This window comes from Bacillus sp. LL01 (genome assembly GCF_001037965.1).
Genome location: NZ_LFEL01000003.1, coordinates 371,833 through 386,762 on the forward strand (window position 1 = coordinate 371,833; position 14,930 = coordinate 386,762).

Annotated in this window: 19 protein-coding genes; 13 read left to right on the forward strand and 6 right to left on the reverse strand. The window is 40.7% G+C overall.

Annotated features, from left to right (window positions below):
- The first annotated feature begins 136 nt into the window (after positions 1-136).
- Entirely contained in the window at positions 137-262 is a 126-nt protein-coding gene (locus AB685_RS30290) for a GapA-binding peptide SR1P (protein ID WP_010192775.1), read from the forward strand.
- A gap of 60 nt (positions 263-322) precedes the next feature.
- Here AB685_RS30290 and AB685_RS11365 read toward each other — a convergent pair whose 3' ends face one another.
- Positions 323-1,804, reverse strand: coding sequence for an aminotransferase class I/II-fold pyridoxal phosphate-dependent enzyme (locus AB685_RS11365; RefSeq protein WP_047970711.1), 1,482 nt, complete (start codon positions 1,802-1,804; stop codon positions 323-325).
- Between the two features lie 211 nt (positions 1,805-2,015).
- Between AB685_RS11365 and AB685_RS11370 the strand changes: the two genes are divergently transcribed.
- Complete coding sequence (locus tag AB685_RS11370; protein WP_047970712.1) at positions 2,016-2,975, forward strand: nitronate monooxygenase family protein; 960 nt, start codon at positions 2,016-2,018, stop codon at positions 2,973-2,975.
- Between the two features lie 55 nt (positions 2,976-3,030).
- On the forward strand, positions 3,031-3,306 hold the full coding sequence (locus AB685_RS11375; RefSeq protein ID WP_047970713.1) for a UPF0223 family protein: 276 nt from the start codon (positions 3,031-3,033) through the stop codon (positions 3,304-3,306).
- Between the two features lie 304 nt (positions 3,307-3,610).
- Here AB685_RS11375 and AB685_RS11380 read toward each other — a convergent pair whose 3' ends face one another.
- Complete coding sequence (locus AB685_RS11380) at positions 3,611-4,252, reverse strand: DUF1054 domain-containing protein (RefSeq protein WP_047970714.1); 642 nt, start codon at positions 4,250-4,252, stop codon at positions 3,611-3,613.
- Positions 4,253-4,493: 241 nt separating this feature from the next.
- Between AB685_RS11380 and AB685_RS11385 the strand changes: the two genes are divergently transcribed.
- Both AB685_RS11385 and AB685_RS11390 read left to right on the forward strand, forming a co-directional pair.
- A complete protein-coding gene (locus AB685_RS11385) occupies positions 4,494-4,682 on the forward strand; it encodes a hypothetical protein (RefSeq protein WP_047970715.1) in 189 nt (62 codons plus the stop codon).
- A gap of 149 nt (positions 4,683-4,831) precedes the next feature.
- Positions 4,832-5,629 carry an inositol monophosphatase family protein gene (locus AB685_RS11390; RefSeq protein WP_047970716.1) on the forward strand — a complete coding sequence of 266 codons (798 nt, stop codon included), beginning with the start codon at positions 4,832-4,834 and terminating at the stop codon, positions 5,627-5,629.
- Between the two features lie 100 nt (positions 5,630-5,729).
- Here AB685_RS11390 and AB685_RS11395 read toward each other — a convergent pair whose 3' ends face one another.
- A complete protein-coding gene (locus AB685_RS11395) occupies positions 5,730-5,915 on the reverse strand; it encodes a YlaF family protein (protein WP_047970717.1) in 186 nt (61 codons plus the stop codon).
- A 128-nt stretch (positions 5,916-6,043) separates the two neighbouring features.
- On the opposite strand from AB685_RS11395, the gene typA reads away from it, so the two are divergent.
- The 4 genes from typA (at position 6,044) to AB685_RS31695 (ending at position 9,409) form a co-directional block, all read left to right on the forward strand.
- The gene (gene typA, locus AB685_RS11400; protein ID WP_047970718.1) at positions 6,044-7,879 is read left to right on the forward strand and encodes a translational GTPase TypA; all 1,836 of its coding nucleotides are present in this window, start codon (positions 6,044-6,046) and stop codon (positions 7,877-7,879) included.
- 465 nt (positions 7,880-8,344) lie between these two features.
- A complete protein-coding gene (locus tag AB685_RS11405; RefSeq protein WP_047970719.1) occupies positions 8,345-8,659 on the forward strand; it encodes a YlaH-like family protein in 315 nt (104 codons plus the stop codon).
- A 15-nt stretch (positions 8,660-8,674) separates the two neighbouring features.
- Positions 8,675-8,959, forward strand: a complete 285-nt coding sequence (locus AB685_RS11410; protein ID WP_047970720.1) for a hypothetical protein — start codon at positions 8,675-8,677, stop codon at positions 8,957-8,959.
- A gap of 75 nt (positions 8,960-9,034) precedes the next feature.
- Positions 9,035-9,409 (forward strand): hypothetical protein, encoded by a 375-nt coding sequence (locus tag AB685_RS31695; protein ID WP_198530497.1) that lies wholly within the window; start codon positions 9,035-9,037, stop codon positions 9,407-9,409.
- A 33-nt stretch (positions 9,410-9,442) separates the two neighbouring features.
- Here the strand turns inward: AB685_RS31695 and AB685_RS11420 are convergent, their stop codons facing one another.
- A complete protein-coding gene (locus AB685_RS11420) occupies positions 9,443-9,643 on the reverse strand; it encodes a YlaI family protein (RefSeq protein ID WP_047970721.1) in 201 nt (66 codons plus the stop codon).
- 165 nt (positions 9,644-9,808) lie between these two features.
- Between AB685_RS11420 and AB685_RS11425 the strand changes: the two genes are divergently transcribed.
- Positions 9,809-10,267 carry a pyridoxamine 5'-phosphate oxidase family protein gene (locus tag AB685_RS11425; RefSeq protein ID WP_047970722.1) on the forward strand — a complete coding sequence of 153 codons (459 nt, stop codon included), beginning with the start codon at positions 9,809-9,811 and terminating at the stop codon, positions 10,265-10,267.
- A gap of 311 nt (positions 10,268-10,578) precedes the next feature.
- On the opposite strand, the gene AB685_RS11430 is transcribed toward AB685_RS11425, so the two are convergent.
- Positions 10,579-11,208, reverse strand: coding sequence for a YhcN/YlaJ family sporulation lipoprotein (locus AB685_RS11430; RefSeq protein ID WP_047970723.1), 630 nt, complete (start codon positions 11,206-11,208; stop codon positions 10,579-10,581).
- 227 nt (positions 11,209-11,435) lie between these two features.
- Here AB685_RS11430 and AB685_RS11435 point away from each other — a divergent pair, with 227 nt between their 5' ends.
- Positions 11,436-12,764: a PhoH family protein gene (locus AB685_RS11435; protein WP_047970724.1), complete on the forward strand. Its 1,329-nt coding sequence runs from the start codon at positions 11,436-11,438 to the stop codon at positions 12,762-12,764.
- Positions 12,765-12,886: 122 nt separating this feature from the next.
- On the opposite strand, the gene AB685_RS11440 is transcribed toward AB685_RS11435, so the two are convergent.
- Positions 12,887-13,387 (reverse strand): hypothetical protein, encoded by a 501-nt coding sequence (locus tag AB685_RS11440; RefSeq protein ID WP_047970725.1) that lies wholly within the window; start codon positions 13,385-13,387, stop codon positions 12,887-12,889.
- 96 nt (positions 13,388-13,483) lie between these two features.
- Here AB685_RS11440 and glsA point away from each other — a divergent pair, with 96 nt between their 5' ends.
- The gene (gene glsA / locus AB685_RS11445) at positions 13,484-14,434 is read left to right on the forward strand and encodes a glutaminase A (protein ID WP_241773279.1); all 951 of its coding nucleotides are present in this window, start codon (positions 13,484-13,486) and stop codon (positions 14,432-14,434) included.
- 206 nt (positions 14,435-14,640) lie between these two features.
- Positions 14,641-14,922: a YlaN family protein gene (locus AB685_RS11450; RefSeq protein ID WP_047970727.1), complete on the forward strand. Its 282-nt coding sequence runs from the start codon at positions 14,641-14,643 to the stop codon at positions 14,920-14,922.
- The last annotated feature ends 8 nt before the right edge of the window (positions 14,923-14,930 follow it).

Sequence of the window (14,930 nt, forward strand, 5' to 3'; positions counted from 1 at the left end):
TGTATTAAATGTGTTATACAATTTAATTATTGACATAACACATTAAAGGGTTTATGATGTATTTAACAACATAAAGCGCTTTCATTTTAAAGGCAGCTTTGCAAAAAAATTTCTTTAAGGGAAGAGGTTGAAGGGTATGGGTACAATCATTTGTCAAACTTGTAACAGTGCAGTAGATCACTTTGAGGATGAAAAAGTTACGACTTACTATGCCAAATGTCCAGATTGTCAGTGCTCTGAAAAAAGCGAAGATTTAGCCTAGAATCATAGATTATATATGAAAGAGCAGATTCCTATTGAGGGGAACCTGCTCTTTTCCTATTTATCGGATTGCTTTATGTTCTTTAATTACTCTTAAGGTTTTCAATTCATGATCTTCCGGTCCTTGAACGGGAAGGCCAACTTCCAATGTCTTGGTTATATAGGCCAAGTTTTCTTCCGTGATAATTTCACCAGGAGTAAAAATAGGGATACCAGGAGGATAGACCATGATGAATTCTGCAATAATACGTCCTGCAGATTCTTCGAATGGCACAATTTCCGTCTCTGAGTAAAATGCATCACGCGGTGCGATTGCAAGTACCGGGATATCAGGAAGTAGTACTTTGACTTCTTTCTCCGGGTCTCCTGCTTGGTGAAGGAACTCCTCAGAAAGTTCTTTTAAAGCATCCAAAAGTATTCCAGTTTCCACATCGGAGTCTCCAGGTGTAATAATGCAAAGGATATTGTATAAGTCGGATAATTCCACTTCAATATTATACTTTTTGCGAAGCCATTTCTCCACATCATATCCAGTCAGATTGAGCTTCTTAACGGAAATGATCAATTTGGTGGGATCGTAATCGAAGGTAGCTTTTCTTCCTAGAATTTCCGGACCTATACAATGAAGGTATTCTATTTCATTTATTGCATTTCGCGTTTTGTTAGCCAAATCAATTGTTTTCTCGATGAGCATATGCCCTTCCGTTGCCAGGCGTTTACGTGCCACATCCAATGATGCAAGAAGGAGATAAGATGTGGATGTAGTAGTTAACATACTCAAAATGCTTTGAATTCGGTTGACATTAACTAATCCTTCACGGACGTTCAAGATAGAACTCTGAGTCATGGAACCACCCAGTTTATGCACGCTTGTTGCAGCCATATCAGCACCAGCCTGCATGGCAGACAGAGGCAATTCCTCATGGAAATGGATATGAACGCCATGTGCTTCATCAACAAGTACGGGTACATTAAAGGAATGGGCTATTTCTACAATCTGACTCAAATCAGCTGATATACCGAAATAAGTAGGATTAATGACAAGTACACCTTTTGCGTCAGGATGCTGTTTCAAAGCCCTTTCCACGGAGTCTGTGGTGATACCATGGGAGATCCCGAGCTCTTTATCCACCTCTGGGTGAATAAAGATTGGAACGGCACCTGAAAAAACGATGGCGGACATTACGGATTTGTGCACATTTCTTGGCACAATGATTTTCTCTCCAGGACCGCAAACAGCCATCACCATGGTCATGATAGCCCCGCTGGTACCTTGAACGGAGAAGAAAGTATGATCGGCACCGAAAGCTTTTGCTGCAAGGTCCTGTGCGTCTTTAATCATTCCTTTCGGTTGATGAAGATCATCAAGTGGACCAATATTGATTAAGTCAATGGAAAGAGCGTTATCGCCGATGAATTCACGGAATTCAGGGTCGATTCCAGCTCCCTTTTTATGTCCGGGAATATGAAATTGAACAGGATTTTTTTTGGCGTGATTTAATAGTCCAGTAAATAATGGTGTATCAATTTGAGAATATGTCAACTTACTTATGCACCTCTTTAAATAATCTTGGTTTCGTATATCTTAACGCAACTAGAAACGTAGAACAAATATCCACATAAAACAAGTGAAATTATAGCATTTATCTTCATGATTGCATAGATTTTTCTTTTGATTATTTTGTTGAAAAAAACAGGGATTTGTCTATAAAGAAAGAAACATTTAAAGAGGCAAAGAAAGGGGAAGGTTGGAGATGAATTGGAATACAAGCGTGACTGAACTTCTAAATATAGAATACCCCATTATTCAAGGAGGTTTGGCGTATCTTGCATATGCGGACCTTGCGGCAGCGGTCTCGAATGCAGGTGGACTGGGTCAAATTACGGCAATGAGTCTGGATACTCCTGAGCTCTTGAGGGAGGAAATAAGGAAAGTCAGAAAGATGACGGACAAACCATTCGGTGTGAACTATGCCATCGGTCAGCACGGAAGACCGTTTGAACATATGTTGGATGTGGCTTTGGAAGAGAAAGTTCCAGTCATCTCTATGACAGGGGGGAACCCGGCTCCAATTTTCAAAAGACTGGAAGGTGCAAGTTGCAAGAAGCTTGTTCTGGTAGCGGCACGAAGGCAAGCTGAAAAAGCGGAGGAACTAGGTGCGGATGCAGTGATGGTCGTTGGGCAAGAGGGAGGGGGGCACCTCGGGAAGAATGATTTGGGAACCATGGTCCTCGTACCAAATGTTGTAGACGCTTTAGGCATACCTGTAATCGCTTCAGGTGGAATAGGAGATGGTCGAGGGTTAATGGCAGCATTGGCACTTGGAGCACAAGGGATAGAAATGGGCACAAGATTCATAGCGACAAAGGAATGTCTTCACGCTCATCCTGTTTACAAGGAGTTGCTGGTTAAAGGCACAGAGAATGATACAGTGGTCATAAAAAGAAGCTTAGGATCTCCGGCAAGGGCGTTACATAATTCTTGGACTGAACAGATATTAACATTGGAACAGGAAGGCAAAGGGTACGAGGGGTTGAAGGATTATATCGCAGGGACTGCCAATAAGCAATTTATTTATGATGGAAAAACAGATTCAGGATATGCATGGGCAGGACAGGTTATGGGATTGATAGACGATGTTCCCACTGTTGGAGAGCTCCTCTCAAGAATGATAAATGAAGGGGAAATAATTAGAAGCAAGTGGACAAACTAGAGGAAGAAAGTGATATACTTTACTTTTCAAATATACATATTAAAGAGGTGAACAAATGGACTACTCTTATCCGATTTCATATGAATGGTCCACAGATGAAATAGTCGATGTCATAGCATTGTATGAGGCGGTGGAGCTCACTTATAGTAAAGGTGTGGAGCGTGATCAGCTATTAGGCTTGTACCGACGCTTTAAAGAAATAGTCCCGGGTAAGGCTGAAGAGCGGAATCTGGCAAACGAGTATGAAGAATTAAGCGGATTCTCTGTCTATCGAACTGTCAAAAAAGCAAAGGACATGCAGCCAGGGGAACGAATCATGATGTCAAAGTAAGCAGAAAAAAACCCAAAAGACTAAAATTCTTTTGGGTTTTTCAGGCTGTTGACAAAGCTTTGAAGATATTTAAAACTGCATCTAGCTGTTGATCTCCGTTCCAGGCGCTTCGCTTTCCGCGGGCGGTCCGGAAGCCTCCTCAGGCTACGCCTTGCGGGGTCTTCCCTGTCCCTTCCTCCCGCAGGAGTCTGCGCGCCTTCCACTGCGATCAACCTGGTTAGTGCATATTCCATAGAATAAAATAACTTTGTCTACACACTGAAAAACCCAAAAGACTAAAATTCTTTTGGGTTTTTCTTTTTGCTTATACGGCTTGTTTGGAAAGGTTATAAAGTTCTCGTAGGGTCTGGAATGCTTCTTCGATTCTTGCAATGGTTTCATCTCCTGAAAGCATAATCGCTTCCTCTTGCGGGATTTGAATGCCGCATAGAATTTCCGCCTTTTTTACATTGATAAGACGCTCAAAAAGTTCTTTATGGGTTTCTTCTGTCATTTCGCTCTGGTGAATCACCTCAGGTTTCGTATGGTCTTTGGACCATACGTAATAGGATGGTATCTGCTTTCGAATCCCCTTTACATCCTGTAGCAATGTTTCACCGAAGGCTTCCTTCATTGGTGCTTCGTAAATTACCGCAAACCACACAAATACATGTGTTTCCCATAAGCCAATTTGAAAATGGGGGAGCATTTTATAGCCTCTGGGGCTACTACCGAAAGCCACCCAGGAGTCCTTGGGGGGATTCTTGGTTCTTCTTGCGTGCTTGGCTACATGATAATGCATTTCTTCTCCTGTCATTGCTGTCAATGAAGGTGCGAAATACTGGCCAAGCTGTTCGAATTTCGGTTGTATCTGATTCTTTAATGCTTCCATTCTTTCCTCTAATCCATCTATCGTGAAAACTTGAAAGTCTTTTTTCTTAAAACCGTTAAATTTCTTGTTAGCCATAAGATCGCTCCGTTTCTGGAATGTCTGGTTTATATGTTGCCTTAAGTTTTTCTGGGATTATGATATTCATTTTATCATAGGCGTTTTTCAGTGCCAAAAAATTAGATTCTCTACTGGCGGAATCTTTTTGGGTAACTGCACATTTTAGTTACCAACTTTCATTCCCTTCATATGATATAGCAACCATTTAATATTGAACCTTTTGGGAAACGAGAAACTTAAATCGAGGGAGGGGATTCGTATGAAACAAGTGGCGACGCCGTGGAAAAAGAAAAAAGAAGAAAATCAACGTGCGGTTTTGCGAATGGAGATTGACTATGAACTGGCGGTTCTGTATGAAGCAATACAGGAAAGTGACCAGGATAAAATGAAGAGGACAAAATCCAAATTAGAGCAGTTACGAAAAGAAATGTTAAGTCTAGAGGTTTAGTGGCATTTGCTACTTAGACGAACCTGTATGAGGTTCGTTTTTCTATGTTTCGGATTACTTGATTTTAACCCTCCGTTTCAGTAAGCTAAAATATACATAATTCGATATCAAGATATAAATTATTTTTGTTAAGAAGGGCAGGAGACTATATGAAATGGTCGGAAATAGATGAGAATGCTAAAAAATGGACAAGAGAGGCCGGAGAAAGAATCCGTGCTTCATTCAGTACGGAACTGATGATACATACGAAAACCTCCCCTGACGATCTTGTAACTAATATGGATCGGGAAACGGAGCAGTTTTTCATTGAGCGGATCAGAGAAACCTACCCTGAACATCAAATCCTTGGAGAAGAAGGATTTGGTGATGAATTGGATAAGCTCGATGGCACAGTATGGATAATTGATCCGATTGATGGCACGATGAACTTTGTACATCAGCAACGGAATTTTGCCATTTCAGTAGCGGTTTATGAAGATGGTGTCGGTAAAGTTGGATTGATCTATGATGTGGTTCACGATGAGCTTTACCATGCAACAGCAGGAGGAGGCGCATATCTTAATGATCTGAAACTTCCAAAACTGGAAGAGGTGTCAGTGGAGAAGGCTGTTATTGCATTAAATGCTACCTGGATTACAGAAAATAAACGAATAGATCCGACCATTTTGGCACCTCTTGCAAAAAAAGTAAGAGGAACAAGATCTTATGGATCAGCAGCACTTGAGATGGCCTATGTGGCAACGGGCCGCTTAGATGCATATATTACTTTGAGACTTTCCCCTTGGGATTTTGCAGCGGGACTAATACTTGTAAACGAGCTTGGAGGTAAAGTTACGACACTTCATGGCGAACCCCTTGATTTGCTCGGGCAGAACAGTGTGTTTGTGAGTAAGCCTGGTTTGCATGAAGTGATCAGTAAGGACTATTTGTATAAGTTAAAGAAATGAGTAAAAACCCACGGAATTGAAATAGCCGTGGGTTTTTACATTGAATTATTCTCTGTTTCATAAAAAAAAGGTAAATTATAGCAAGAACATATTCTCTATTTTATAATTGTCCATTTTCACGCATTTTTCTTTTTGTTTTGAATCCAAGTCCCATGACTGCACCAAATAAAATAAACGCCAAGACCATGCCGATGGTGTTTCGCTCACCGATAGCAATTCCGACCAAGCCTAAAGAAACCGCTGCCAAAACAGCATACACAATAAAAATCCATTTAATATTCCTCATAAAATCAACTCCTTTTGATAACGCTAAGAACATATAACTTATATTTTACATAAGTCCCTTTCTCTTTTCTACCATGTTTGTGGTATAATACTAAAGTTATTAAGTTGTATAATTAGGGAGATGAAATAGTGAACATCCGCAATGATATCAGAAACATCGCAATTATCGCTCACGTAGACCATGGTAAAACAACGTTAGTGGACAAATTGCTACATCAGGCTGGGACGTTTAGAACGAACGAGCAGGTAGCAGAACGTGCCATGGACTCCAATGATTTAGAGAGAGAACGTGGGATTACAATTTTAGCTAAAAATACGGCAATAAACTATAAAGATACGCGCATTAACATCATGGACACACCAGGACATGCCGACTTTGGTGGAGAAGTGGAACGTATTATGAAAATGGTTGATGGTGTACTATTAGTAGTTGATGCTTATGAAGGCTGTATGCCTCAAACACGCTTTGTATTGAAAAAAGCGTTAGAGCAGAACTTGACGCCAATTGTTGTTGTTAACAAAATTGACCGTGATTTCGCTCGTCCAACAGAAGTGGTAGACGAAGTAATTGATCTATTCATCGAATTGGGCGCTTCTGAAGAACAATTGGAATTCCCGGTTGTTTATGCTTCTGCCATTAATGGTACGGCAAGCAATAATCCAGAGAAGCAAGACGAGAACATGGAAGCGATCTATGAGTCCATCGTAGAAAATATTCCTGCTCCAATCGACAACAGCGAAGAACCTCTCCAATTCCAAGTAGCTCTTCTTGATTACAATGACTATGTAGGTCGTATCGGAGTTGGACGTATCTTCCGTGGAACGATGAAAGTTGGTCAACAGGTTGCATTAATGAAGCTTGATGGCTCTGTTAAGCAATTCCGTGTGACGAAATTATTTGGTTTCATCGGACTTAAACGAGTAGAAATCGAAGAAGCAAAAGCTGGAGACTTAGTTGCCGTTTCCGGAATGGAAGACATCAACGTAGGGGAAACAGTTTGTCCGGTGGATCATCAGGATGCACTTCCTGTTCTACGTATCGATGAGCCGACACTACAAATGACTTTCCTGGTCAACAACAGTCCGTTTGCCGGTAAAGAAGGTAAGTTTGTAACTTCCCGTAAAATTGAAGAGCGTTTGAATGCACAGTTGGAGACTGATGTAAGCTTACGAGTAGATCCTACCGATTCTCCGGATGCATGGGTTGTTTCAGGACGTGGAGAACTTCACTTATCCATTCTTATTGAAAACATGCGCCGTGAAGGCTTCGAGCTTCAAGTGTCGAAACCTGAAGTAATCATCAGAAATATCGATGGTGTGACTTCCGAGCCGGTTGAGCGTGTACAAATTGACGTACCTGAAGACTACACTGGTGCGATTATGGAATCCATTGGAGCCCGTAAAGGTGAAATGGTAGACATGATTAACAACGGTAATGGTCAAGTTCGTTTGATTTTCATGGTACCTTCTCGTGGATTGATCGGTTACACTACGGAATTCCTTTCCCTTACTCGTGGATATGGAATTATCAACCATACATTTGACAGCTATCAGCCAATGGCAGCAGGTCAAGTTGGTGGACGTCGCCAAGGTGTACTTGTTTCTATGGAATCAGGTAAAGCGTCTACTTATGGAATCATGGGAATTGAAGACCGAGGAGTTATCTTTGTAGAGCCAGGAACTGAGGTTTACGAAGGAATGATCGTTGGAGAGCATAACCGTGAAAATGACTTAGTAGTTAACGTTTGTAAAATGAAGCAGGCAACTAACGTTCGTTCTGCAACAAAAGATCAAACTGTTAGCATGAAAAAGCCTCGTCTTATGACATTAGAGGAGTCTTTAGAATACCTAAACGATGATGAGTACTGTGAGATCACTCCACAATCCATCCGTTTACGTAAGAAGATTCTTGATAAAAACGAGCGTGAAAGAGCAGCGAAAAAGAAAAAATTCGCTGAAGCATAAAATTCTTTTTGAAGGAGGCGAGGTTGCTTAGCTGTTAGGCGGCCCTCGCTATCCTTTTTTTCAAAGGCTCTGTTAAAGTTATTTGTTAATAATGTGATGGTCTCTAGCTTGTTTGGAGCAATAGGCGTAGACTCCAGCGGGGGAGTAACGACAATCTTGAGTCCCCGCAGGGCGCAGCCCGAGGGCACTGAAGAACTGAAAACGAATTGTTTTTAATGGTTTTCTAGCTGTGGATTGGAGCAAATAGCGTAGACTCCTTGAAGATGCGAGCATTTTCTGCGTGCGATGAATCGCTGCCGTAGCCTTCCTTGTCCTGCAGGGGAGTAGCGACAATCTTGAGACCCCGCAGGGCGCAGCCCGAGGAGGCTCAAGGTCGCCCCGCGGAAAGCGATGCAGATTGCGGAAAACAACAGCGGAGATTAACAGAACCTTTTCTAAAATATGTTAGAAATGGGGAGTATGGCAATGGATGTAACCCAAAGACTTTCCTTCTTTGCTAGTTTATACCGTGTCGATGAAAGCCCTGACTTAGGTATGTGGCTACTTTATTTTACGATTCTCGGCCTGTCCATTTTAGTGTACAAGCTTGGATTTGCTTTGAAACTGCCTATCTTGAAATCTGTTGTAATCTACTTATTCCTAGCTTTCGGAAGTACTGTTCTAACATTTCTTGGAATCTTTCTTCCTGTTGCCGAAGGATTAGTAGTTGCGGCATTAATACTGATAATCTACAAGATTCGACTTCATCGTTCCAAGCAAACTGAAAGCACTGAATCTTAAAGGAGGACGTTACATATGAGGTCCTTACAAGATACGCTATACAATTGGCTGACCATAAAAGTGGTGGCGGAAGCAAGACCGGATGATAAATCAGCCCAGGACACAAGGGAGCTTTTTGAAGGTATTCTTTTGGATGATCATAAGCTGGCAAACATCGTAGTCTCCAAAGAGGATCCGATGTATTATGTGGAATATGATAAAGATGGGGAACGTCATAAGGTAAGGTTTCCAATCGAACTGATAGATGTAATGCTCGAGCAAATACAAAACGAGCCTGACAAGTATCATAATTATGAATAGAAAAAGGATAGCTCCTTCCCAAGTGAATATCACTTGCGAGGGATCTATCCTTTTTGTTTTTTTGTACTGTAAAATATGGGAAGGAAGAATGCAAACGTCAAGTGGCCGATAGACCATAAGAGGATTGCGGTTGGATCAGTAGTAGCTGGTGTTTCTTTTGTAGCAAGGATGGTTAATGGAAAATATAGTAGTACAGTAGGAAGTGTCATTATCATAGCAAGGAAGTATTGTTTACTTTTTTTAACAATGTGGAAGTGTTCCACTATAAAAGCGAACAAGATTCCAATAAGAATGGCAATAATAAGGTGGAAGCAAAACTCCGTCAGTTCCGAAAACCTTATATCTTTGAAACCTGGAATAAAGTCGACATTCAATAAAAGCACATATATCTTTTTTTCCCGAAAGGGCTTCAAGTGCCTTGATGAACAGCCCCATTATAATCCCACTTAATAATCCGGTAAACGCACCACTGAATATCAAGGCCTACCACTCGTCATGATTTTGTTTTTGTTCATATAGCTTGAAATTTCCTGTTGCTTTTCTTTCGTTGGTTCTCTTTTCTATTCTTTCACTGCATTCCTCGCACATATATGTATGGATTGGTCGATTGCGAAGTCTTTTCGCAATTAATGTTTCGTCATTGATGCTTTCAATTTTATCGCAAATTACACACTTGACTCTCATGGTCCACCTCATTCGTATAATCATTGTCAATAGTATAGCATAAAGGAGATAATATAAGAATTAAATGGTAAACAGGCTTGGTTTGATAAGATGTCTGTTGCCCATTTCCTCTTATTCAAGATAGTGATATGATAAGATAAATAAAAAGCTGTGGGAGGATGGACAATGCCCAATCTTGTAGAAAATGTTCTTGTGGAACCGCTTATAGCCGCTCTGCAAAAAGAAAAACTGGTCACAATAAGCACCGTTGATCATGAAACCGGTGGGCCGAATGTAAGTGCAATTTCCTGGCTCTATGCTCCTGATGAGAAAACCATTTTGCTTGCTGTTAATGCCTCGTCGCGCATTGTGAAGAATGTCGTACATAATAGCGAATTAGTGGTAAACCTAATGGCGAATGATTCCGTATATGCCATTCATAGCAAAGCAACTGTAAAAGTGGACAAGATGGAAGAGGTCCCTTTGAAATTGTCCTTATTGCATCTGGGGGTAAAAGAAGTGAGAGATGTCATGTTTTATGGAGCTAAATTAAGCGTGGAGCCAAAGTTCGAAAAAACCTACGATATAGAAGCGGCAAAGAAGTTGGATCATCAGGTCATGACGGCCATACAGAAATATGAATAAGTGTTGATTTGGTTGTAGCAGGTGGAAACCTGCTATTTTTTGTGGAGTGTTCTGAGCCGAGGGAGGTGTTGGTGGTGTCGAAAAAATACGAGGGCATATGTCGATTTCCTGATATATCTCGAAAATTCCTGATATATCTCGAAAATTCCTGATATATCTCAAAATTTCCTGATATATCTCAAAATTTCCTGATATATCTCGAAAATTCCTGATATATCCTAAAATTTCCTGATATCCGACCCAATCCTTTACCTTCCCTCCATAAAAAAGCTGTCCGGAAGGGAAGTTTCCCCTCTGGACAGCGACCAGCGTTAATCCTGTTTCACTTTTTTATTACGCTCTTCATCTTTATAATGATTAGACTGATTTTGTTGCTTCTGTTCCAACTGTTTTTGTTCATCCTTCGGCAGTTGTGAATTGTTTTGTTCTGTCGGGTTTGGTGCAGTCGGCTCTTTCAAGTCAATTGGGATTTCCGGCATAACCCTGCCCACAATTTCTGCAAGTTCTTCCATAATTCCAGTAATCGGTCTGCCATTTTGAATATCTCTTCCCATTTCCTGCAAGCGAACAAAAGAGTCCGCATCTGCAAGTATGACTGCTGTTGCTCCATATGGATCATTCTTTAAGCTTTCAGCTACGGAATATTTAATTGTACTTACTCTTTCCCTGTCCAAATCGGAGTTAACATCGATTCCTACTACTGCATAAGGACCTAACACTACAGCAGTTGCATCATTTACATTTGGTACTCTTGTAGCCAATTCCACCAGATGGGCAGAAACCTCCTGTCCTGTTTTTCTGTCCACCTGTACATCTGCGGAATCTTTTACATGGATTACTTGAGAATTTTCCTTATCATTAGAAATATTCCGCTGTTGATTGTTCATACAACCGGTAAGTGCCAATGAAACGATGGCGGTCACCAATAAGTATTTTTTCACTTTATTTCACTCCTTCTGAGGATGATTCCATTTTCATGTGTCTTGATTTTATTGTTTATTTGTTCTTCTATCTTTATTCATTCCGACATATATTTTAACAACGGTCCGTCCCTCTTTTATGGTCAAGTAGTAACACACTAATTGTATCGGGACCATATAATGAAAGGGAGGATGCCTTGATTCACTCCAGAAAGACAAAAGAAGGGCTGAGAGTAGGAGGCGGCAGGTTGGGTAAAATTTATGTTCTAGATACAAATGTTTTGTTACAGGATCCATATGCAATCTATTCATTTGCAGATAATGAGGTAGTTATTCCTGCGGTGGTATTGGAAGAAGTGGATTCGAAAAAAAGATATATGGATGAAATAGGAAGAAATGCGAGACAGGTGTCGAAAATAATTGATTCGCTTCGAGCAACAGGGAAACTTCATGAGAAGATACCTCTACACAATGGTGGCGCTCTTAGGATTGAATTGAACCATCGAAGTTTTCATCAGTTGCAGGAGATTTTCGTGGAGAAGACTAATGATAATAGGATTCTTGCTGTAGCTAAGAACCTCTCTTTGGAGGAGCAGACGAAGGAAGAAGGCCGTACAGTCATTTTGGTGAGTAAGGATGCATTGGTCCGTGTCAAGGCTGATGCAATAGGGTTGATTTCAGAAGATTTTCTTAATGATCGTGTAGTTGAAGTGGATCATATTTACAAAGGATTCCTGGAGATCTATGTTCCGACAGATACACTGAACACGTTTTATGTAAAAGGAGAGATAAATGCCGTAGAACTGGCCAACCACCCTTTTTATGCCAATCAATTCATCATCATGAAGGATGCATTAGGAGGTTCGGCTTCGGCAGTTGGAATTATCGATTCAAGCGGGAAGAAAGTGAAAAAGCTTGTTTTTGATCAAGATCACATATGGGGGATCCGTCCACGAAATGTCCAGCAGACAATGGCATTTGAAATGTTGCTGCGTACCGATATTCCATTGGTTACTCTGACGGGTAAGGCAGGAACGGGAAAAACTCTTTTGGCTCTGGCTGCTGGGCTCATGCAGACGGAGGATTTGAACCGTTATAAAAAACTGCTAGTGGCACGTCCTATTGTACCAGTTGGCAAAGACATCGGGTTCCTTCCAGGTGAAAAAGAGGAAAAATTACGACCGTGGATGCAACCGATTTATGATAATCTGGAATATCTTTTCAATACAAAGAAACCAGGTGAACTTGACGCAATACTAGCTGGTATGGGATCCATCGAAGTGGAGGCTCTGACTTACATCAGGGGAAGAAGCATTCCGGAACAATTCATTATTATCGATGAAGCCCAGAATCTTACAAAGCACGAGGTGAAAACTATTTTGACGAGGGTCGGAGAGCGAAGTAAAATTGTTCTTATGGGTGATCCAGAACAAATAGACCACCCTTACCTGGATGAGTATAACAATGGTTTAACCTATGTAGTGGAGCGTTTCAAGGACCAAAAGCTAGCGGGCCACGTGAAACTTGTAAAAGGAGAACGTTCGATGCTAGCCAAACTTGCTGCAGACCTTTTATAAAAATGCTCTGTTAACCACCGCTTTTGCTTTCCGCATAAGCTAAAAGGTCTCAAATACGTCAACATTAAAATAGCGCCGCCGTAACTTTTTAAGTCACGGCGGCGCTATTGGGAAGTCCAAGATTATTTTACAATGATTTTATGTACATATGTCAGTGGTGCAGACTGATTGGAACCGTCCTCAAAATAGACGTGAATAGGTCCGTTTTCTTTTAATGGTTTTCCGTTTTTGGAAAAGGCGAAAATGATTTCTTGTGCTGTTGGGATGTCCACTTCGAGTTCTTCTTCCCTTCCTACAAAAACAACTTTCGAGGAGTCGGGTTGTGGTTCTGCATTATGCAAAAATGGACCGAATTTTATACCAAAGGTTCCGTTCAGCAGTTTCTCCTTTTCGAATTTACGCTCTGATTTCAGTGTTGGAGGATAGATGGCCCCTTCTCTAATTTCACGCTCCCAGTGCTTTGAAACTGCTTTCGTATATTCCTCAAGCTCGTCCGTTTTTTCTCGTTTTTCTTCTGCGAAATATGTATCCAAATCAATTCGACGATCGTCAAAAATCCATACGCCAGGATCAAGAGTGATCGAATAATTGACTTTACCTTCTATTCTGATGATATTTTCCATGTTGTCCCCCTCTATTGTAATCCTTTTCATCATTATATAACTTGAATGTTTTTTTGTCATGTTATCGGGGAATCTATTGTTAGACTATTATGTAACATGAAAAGGGATGTGATGATGTTGGCATTTATAAGTGAGGAAACTTTACAGTCATTAGTGGAGGAAGCAAAGAAGGTTTCATTTGAGGGGAAAGTAGCCAATTACATACCTGCTCTGCAAAAAGAAAATGCGGATTATTTGTCTTGTGCGATTGCGTATCCAGATGGAAACTGTGTTTCCGCTGGAGATATAGATAAGCGTTTCACATTACAAAGCATATCTAAAATAATCACCCTTGCTCTTGTGCTCATGGATTATGGACCTGATCACGTTTTTCATCGAGTAGGCATGGAGCCTACTGGTGATCCATTCAACTCCATCATCAAACTTGAAACCTCTTCTAAGGCCAAGCCATTAAATCCGATGATCAATGCTGGCGCGCTGGCCGTTACATCGATGATGAAAGGAAGTAGCGCGGAAGATAAAGTGAAATATATATTGGATTTTATCTGCAAGCTCACCAATGAACCGGATATTGACTATTGTGAAGAAGTGGCGATATCCGAATTTACCACTTCCTTTCTAAACAGGTCACTCTGTTTTTACATGAAAGGGGATGGATTCATACATGGCAACGTCGAGGAGATTATGGAGGTATATACTAAACAGTGTGCCATCAGAATGAATTCCCTCCAATTGGCAAGAATTGGTACCGTTTTTGCAATGGATGGCGTGAATCCATTAACAAACGAACGTGTTATGCCTAAAGAGGTCGCAAGAATCTGTAAAACATTCATGGTGACATGTGGTATGTACAATGCTTCTGGAGAATTTGCCATTAAAATCGGGATTCCTGCAAAGAGCGGTGTTTCAGGTGGTATTATGGGATCTGTCCCAGGCAGGATGGGAATCGGTATATTCGGTCCTGCATTGAATGAAGTGGGGAACAGCCATACAGGACTTAAATTACTAGAATTACTACAGGAAAAATATGATTTAAGCATGTTTTAATAAAGAGTCATGTATAAAATAGTGTGCATATTTATTTTAGAATAACTAAGAAGTAAAAAGTCCAATTGCCGACTTTTTACTAGTGATATCAACTATCTTTTAGAAAAGAGCCTAGTAAATAAACGTATCCTCCTTGCAATTTTATAAAAATAACGATAAAATTTAAAGATAAGCTAAGTAATTGTACGTAAACGGAGGGATCGATATTGGCATCAGATATCGTGGTCGATCATCGTGATAAAGCTATTTCGCTGTTAAAAGCTGATTCAGATAAAATATTGAAGCTGATTCAAGTCCAAATGGACAATCTAACCATGCCTCAATGTCCATTATATGAAGAAGTGCTGGATACTCAGATGTTCGGCTTGTCTCGTGAGATGGACTTTGCTGTTCGCTTGGGCTTAATTTCCGAAAAAGAGGGAAAAGACCTCCTTTCCAAGTTGGAAAAGGAACTTTCCGCACTTTATGAAGCCTGGGAAAGAAATTAATGATAAAA

Coding starts and splice junctions, on each gene's coding strand:
- AB685_RS30290 (WP_010192775.1), top strand. CDS start 137: ATGGGTACAATCATTTGTCAAACTTGTAACAGTGCAGTAGATCACTTT.
- AB685_RS11370 (WP_047970712.1), top strand. CDS start 2,016: ATGAATTGGAATACAAGCGTGACTGAACTTCTAAATATAGAATACCCC.
- AB685_RS11375 (WP_047970713.1), top strand. CDS start 3,031: ATGGACTACTCTTATCCGATTTCATATGAATGGTCCACAGATGAAATA.
- AB685_RS11380 (WP_047970714.1), bottom strand. CDS start 4,252: ATGGCTAACAAGAAATTTAACGGTTTTAAGAAAAAAGACTTTCAAGTT.
- AB685_RS11385 (WP_047970715.1), top strand. CDS start 4,494: ATGAAACAAGTGGCGACGCCGTGGAAAAAGAAAAAAGAAGAAAATCAA.
- AB685_RS11390 (WP_047970716.1), top strand. CDS start 4,832: ATGAAATGGTCGGAAATAGATGAGAATGCTAAAAAATGGACAAGAGAG.
- AB685_RS11395 (WP_047970717.1), bottom strand. CDS start 5,915: ATGAGGAATATTAAATGGATTTTTATTGTGTATGCTGTTTTGGCAGCG.
- AB685_RS11405 (WP_047970719.1), top strand. CDS start 8,345: ATGGATGTAACCCAAAGACTTTCCTTCTTTGCTAGTTTATACCGTGTC.
- AB685_RS11410 (WP_047970720.1), top strand. CDS start 8,675: ATGAGGTCCTTACAAGATACGCTATACAATTGGCTGACCATAAAAGTG.
- AB685_RS31695 (WP_198530497.1), top strand. CDS start 9,035: ATGGGAAGGAAGAATGCAAACGTCAAGTGGCCGATAGACCATAAGAGG.
- AB685_RS11420 (WP_047970721.1), bottom strand. CDS start 9,643: ATGAGAGTCAAGTGTGTAATTTGCGATAAAATTGAAAGCATCAATGAC.
- AB685_RS11425 (WP_047970722.1), top strand. CDS start 9,809: ATGCCCAATCTTGTAGAAAATGTTCTTGTGGAACCGCTTATAGCCGCT.
- AB685_RS11440 (WP_047970725.1), bottom strand. CDS start 13,387: ATGGAAAATATCATCAGAATAGAAGGTAAAGTCAATTATTCGATCACT.
- glsA (WP_241773279.1), top strand. CDS start 13,484: ATGAAAAGGGATGTGATGATGTTGGCATTTATAAGTGAGGAAACTTTA.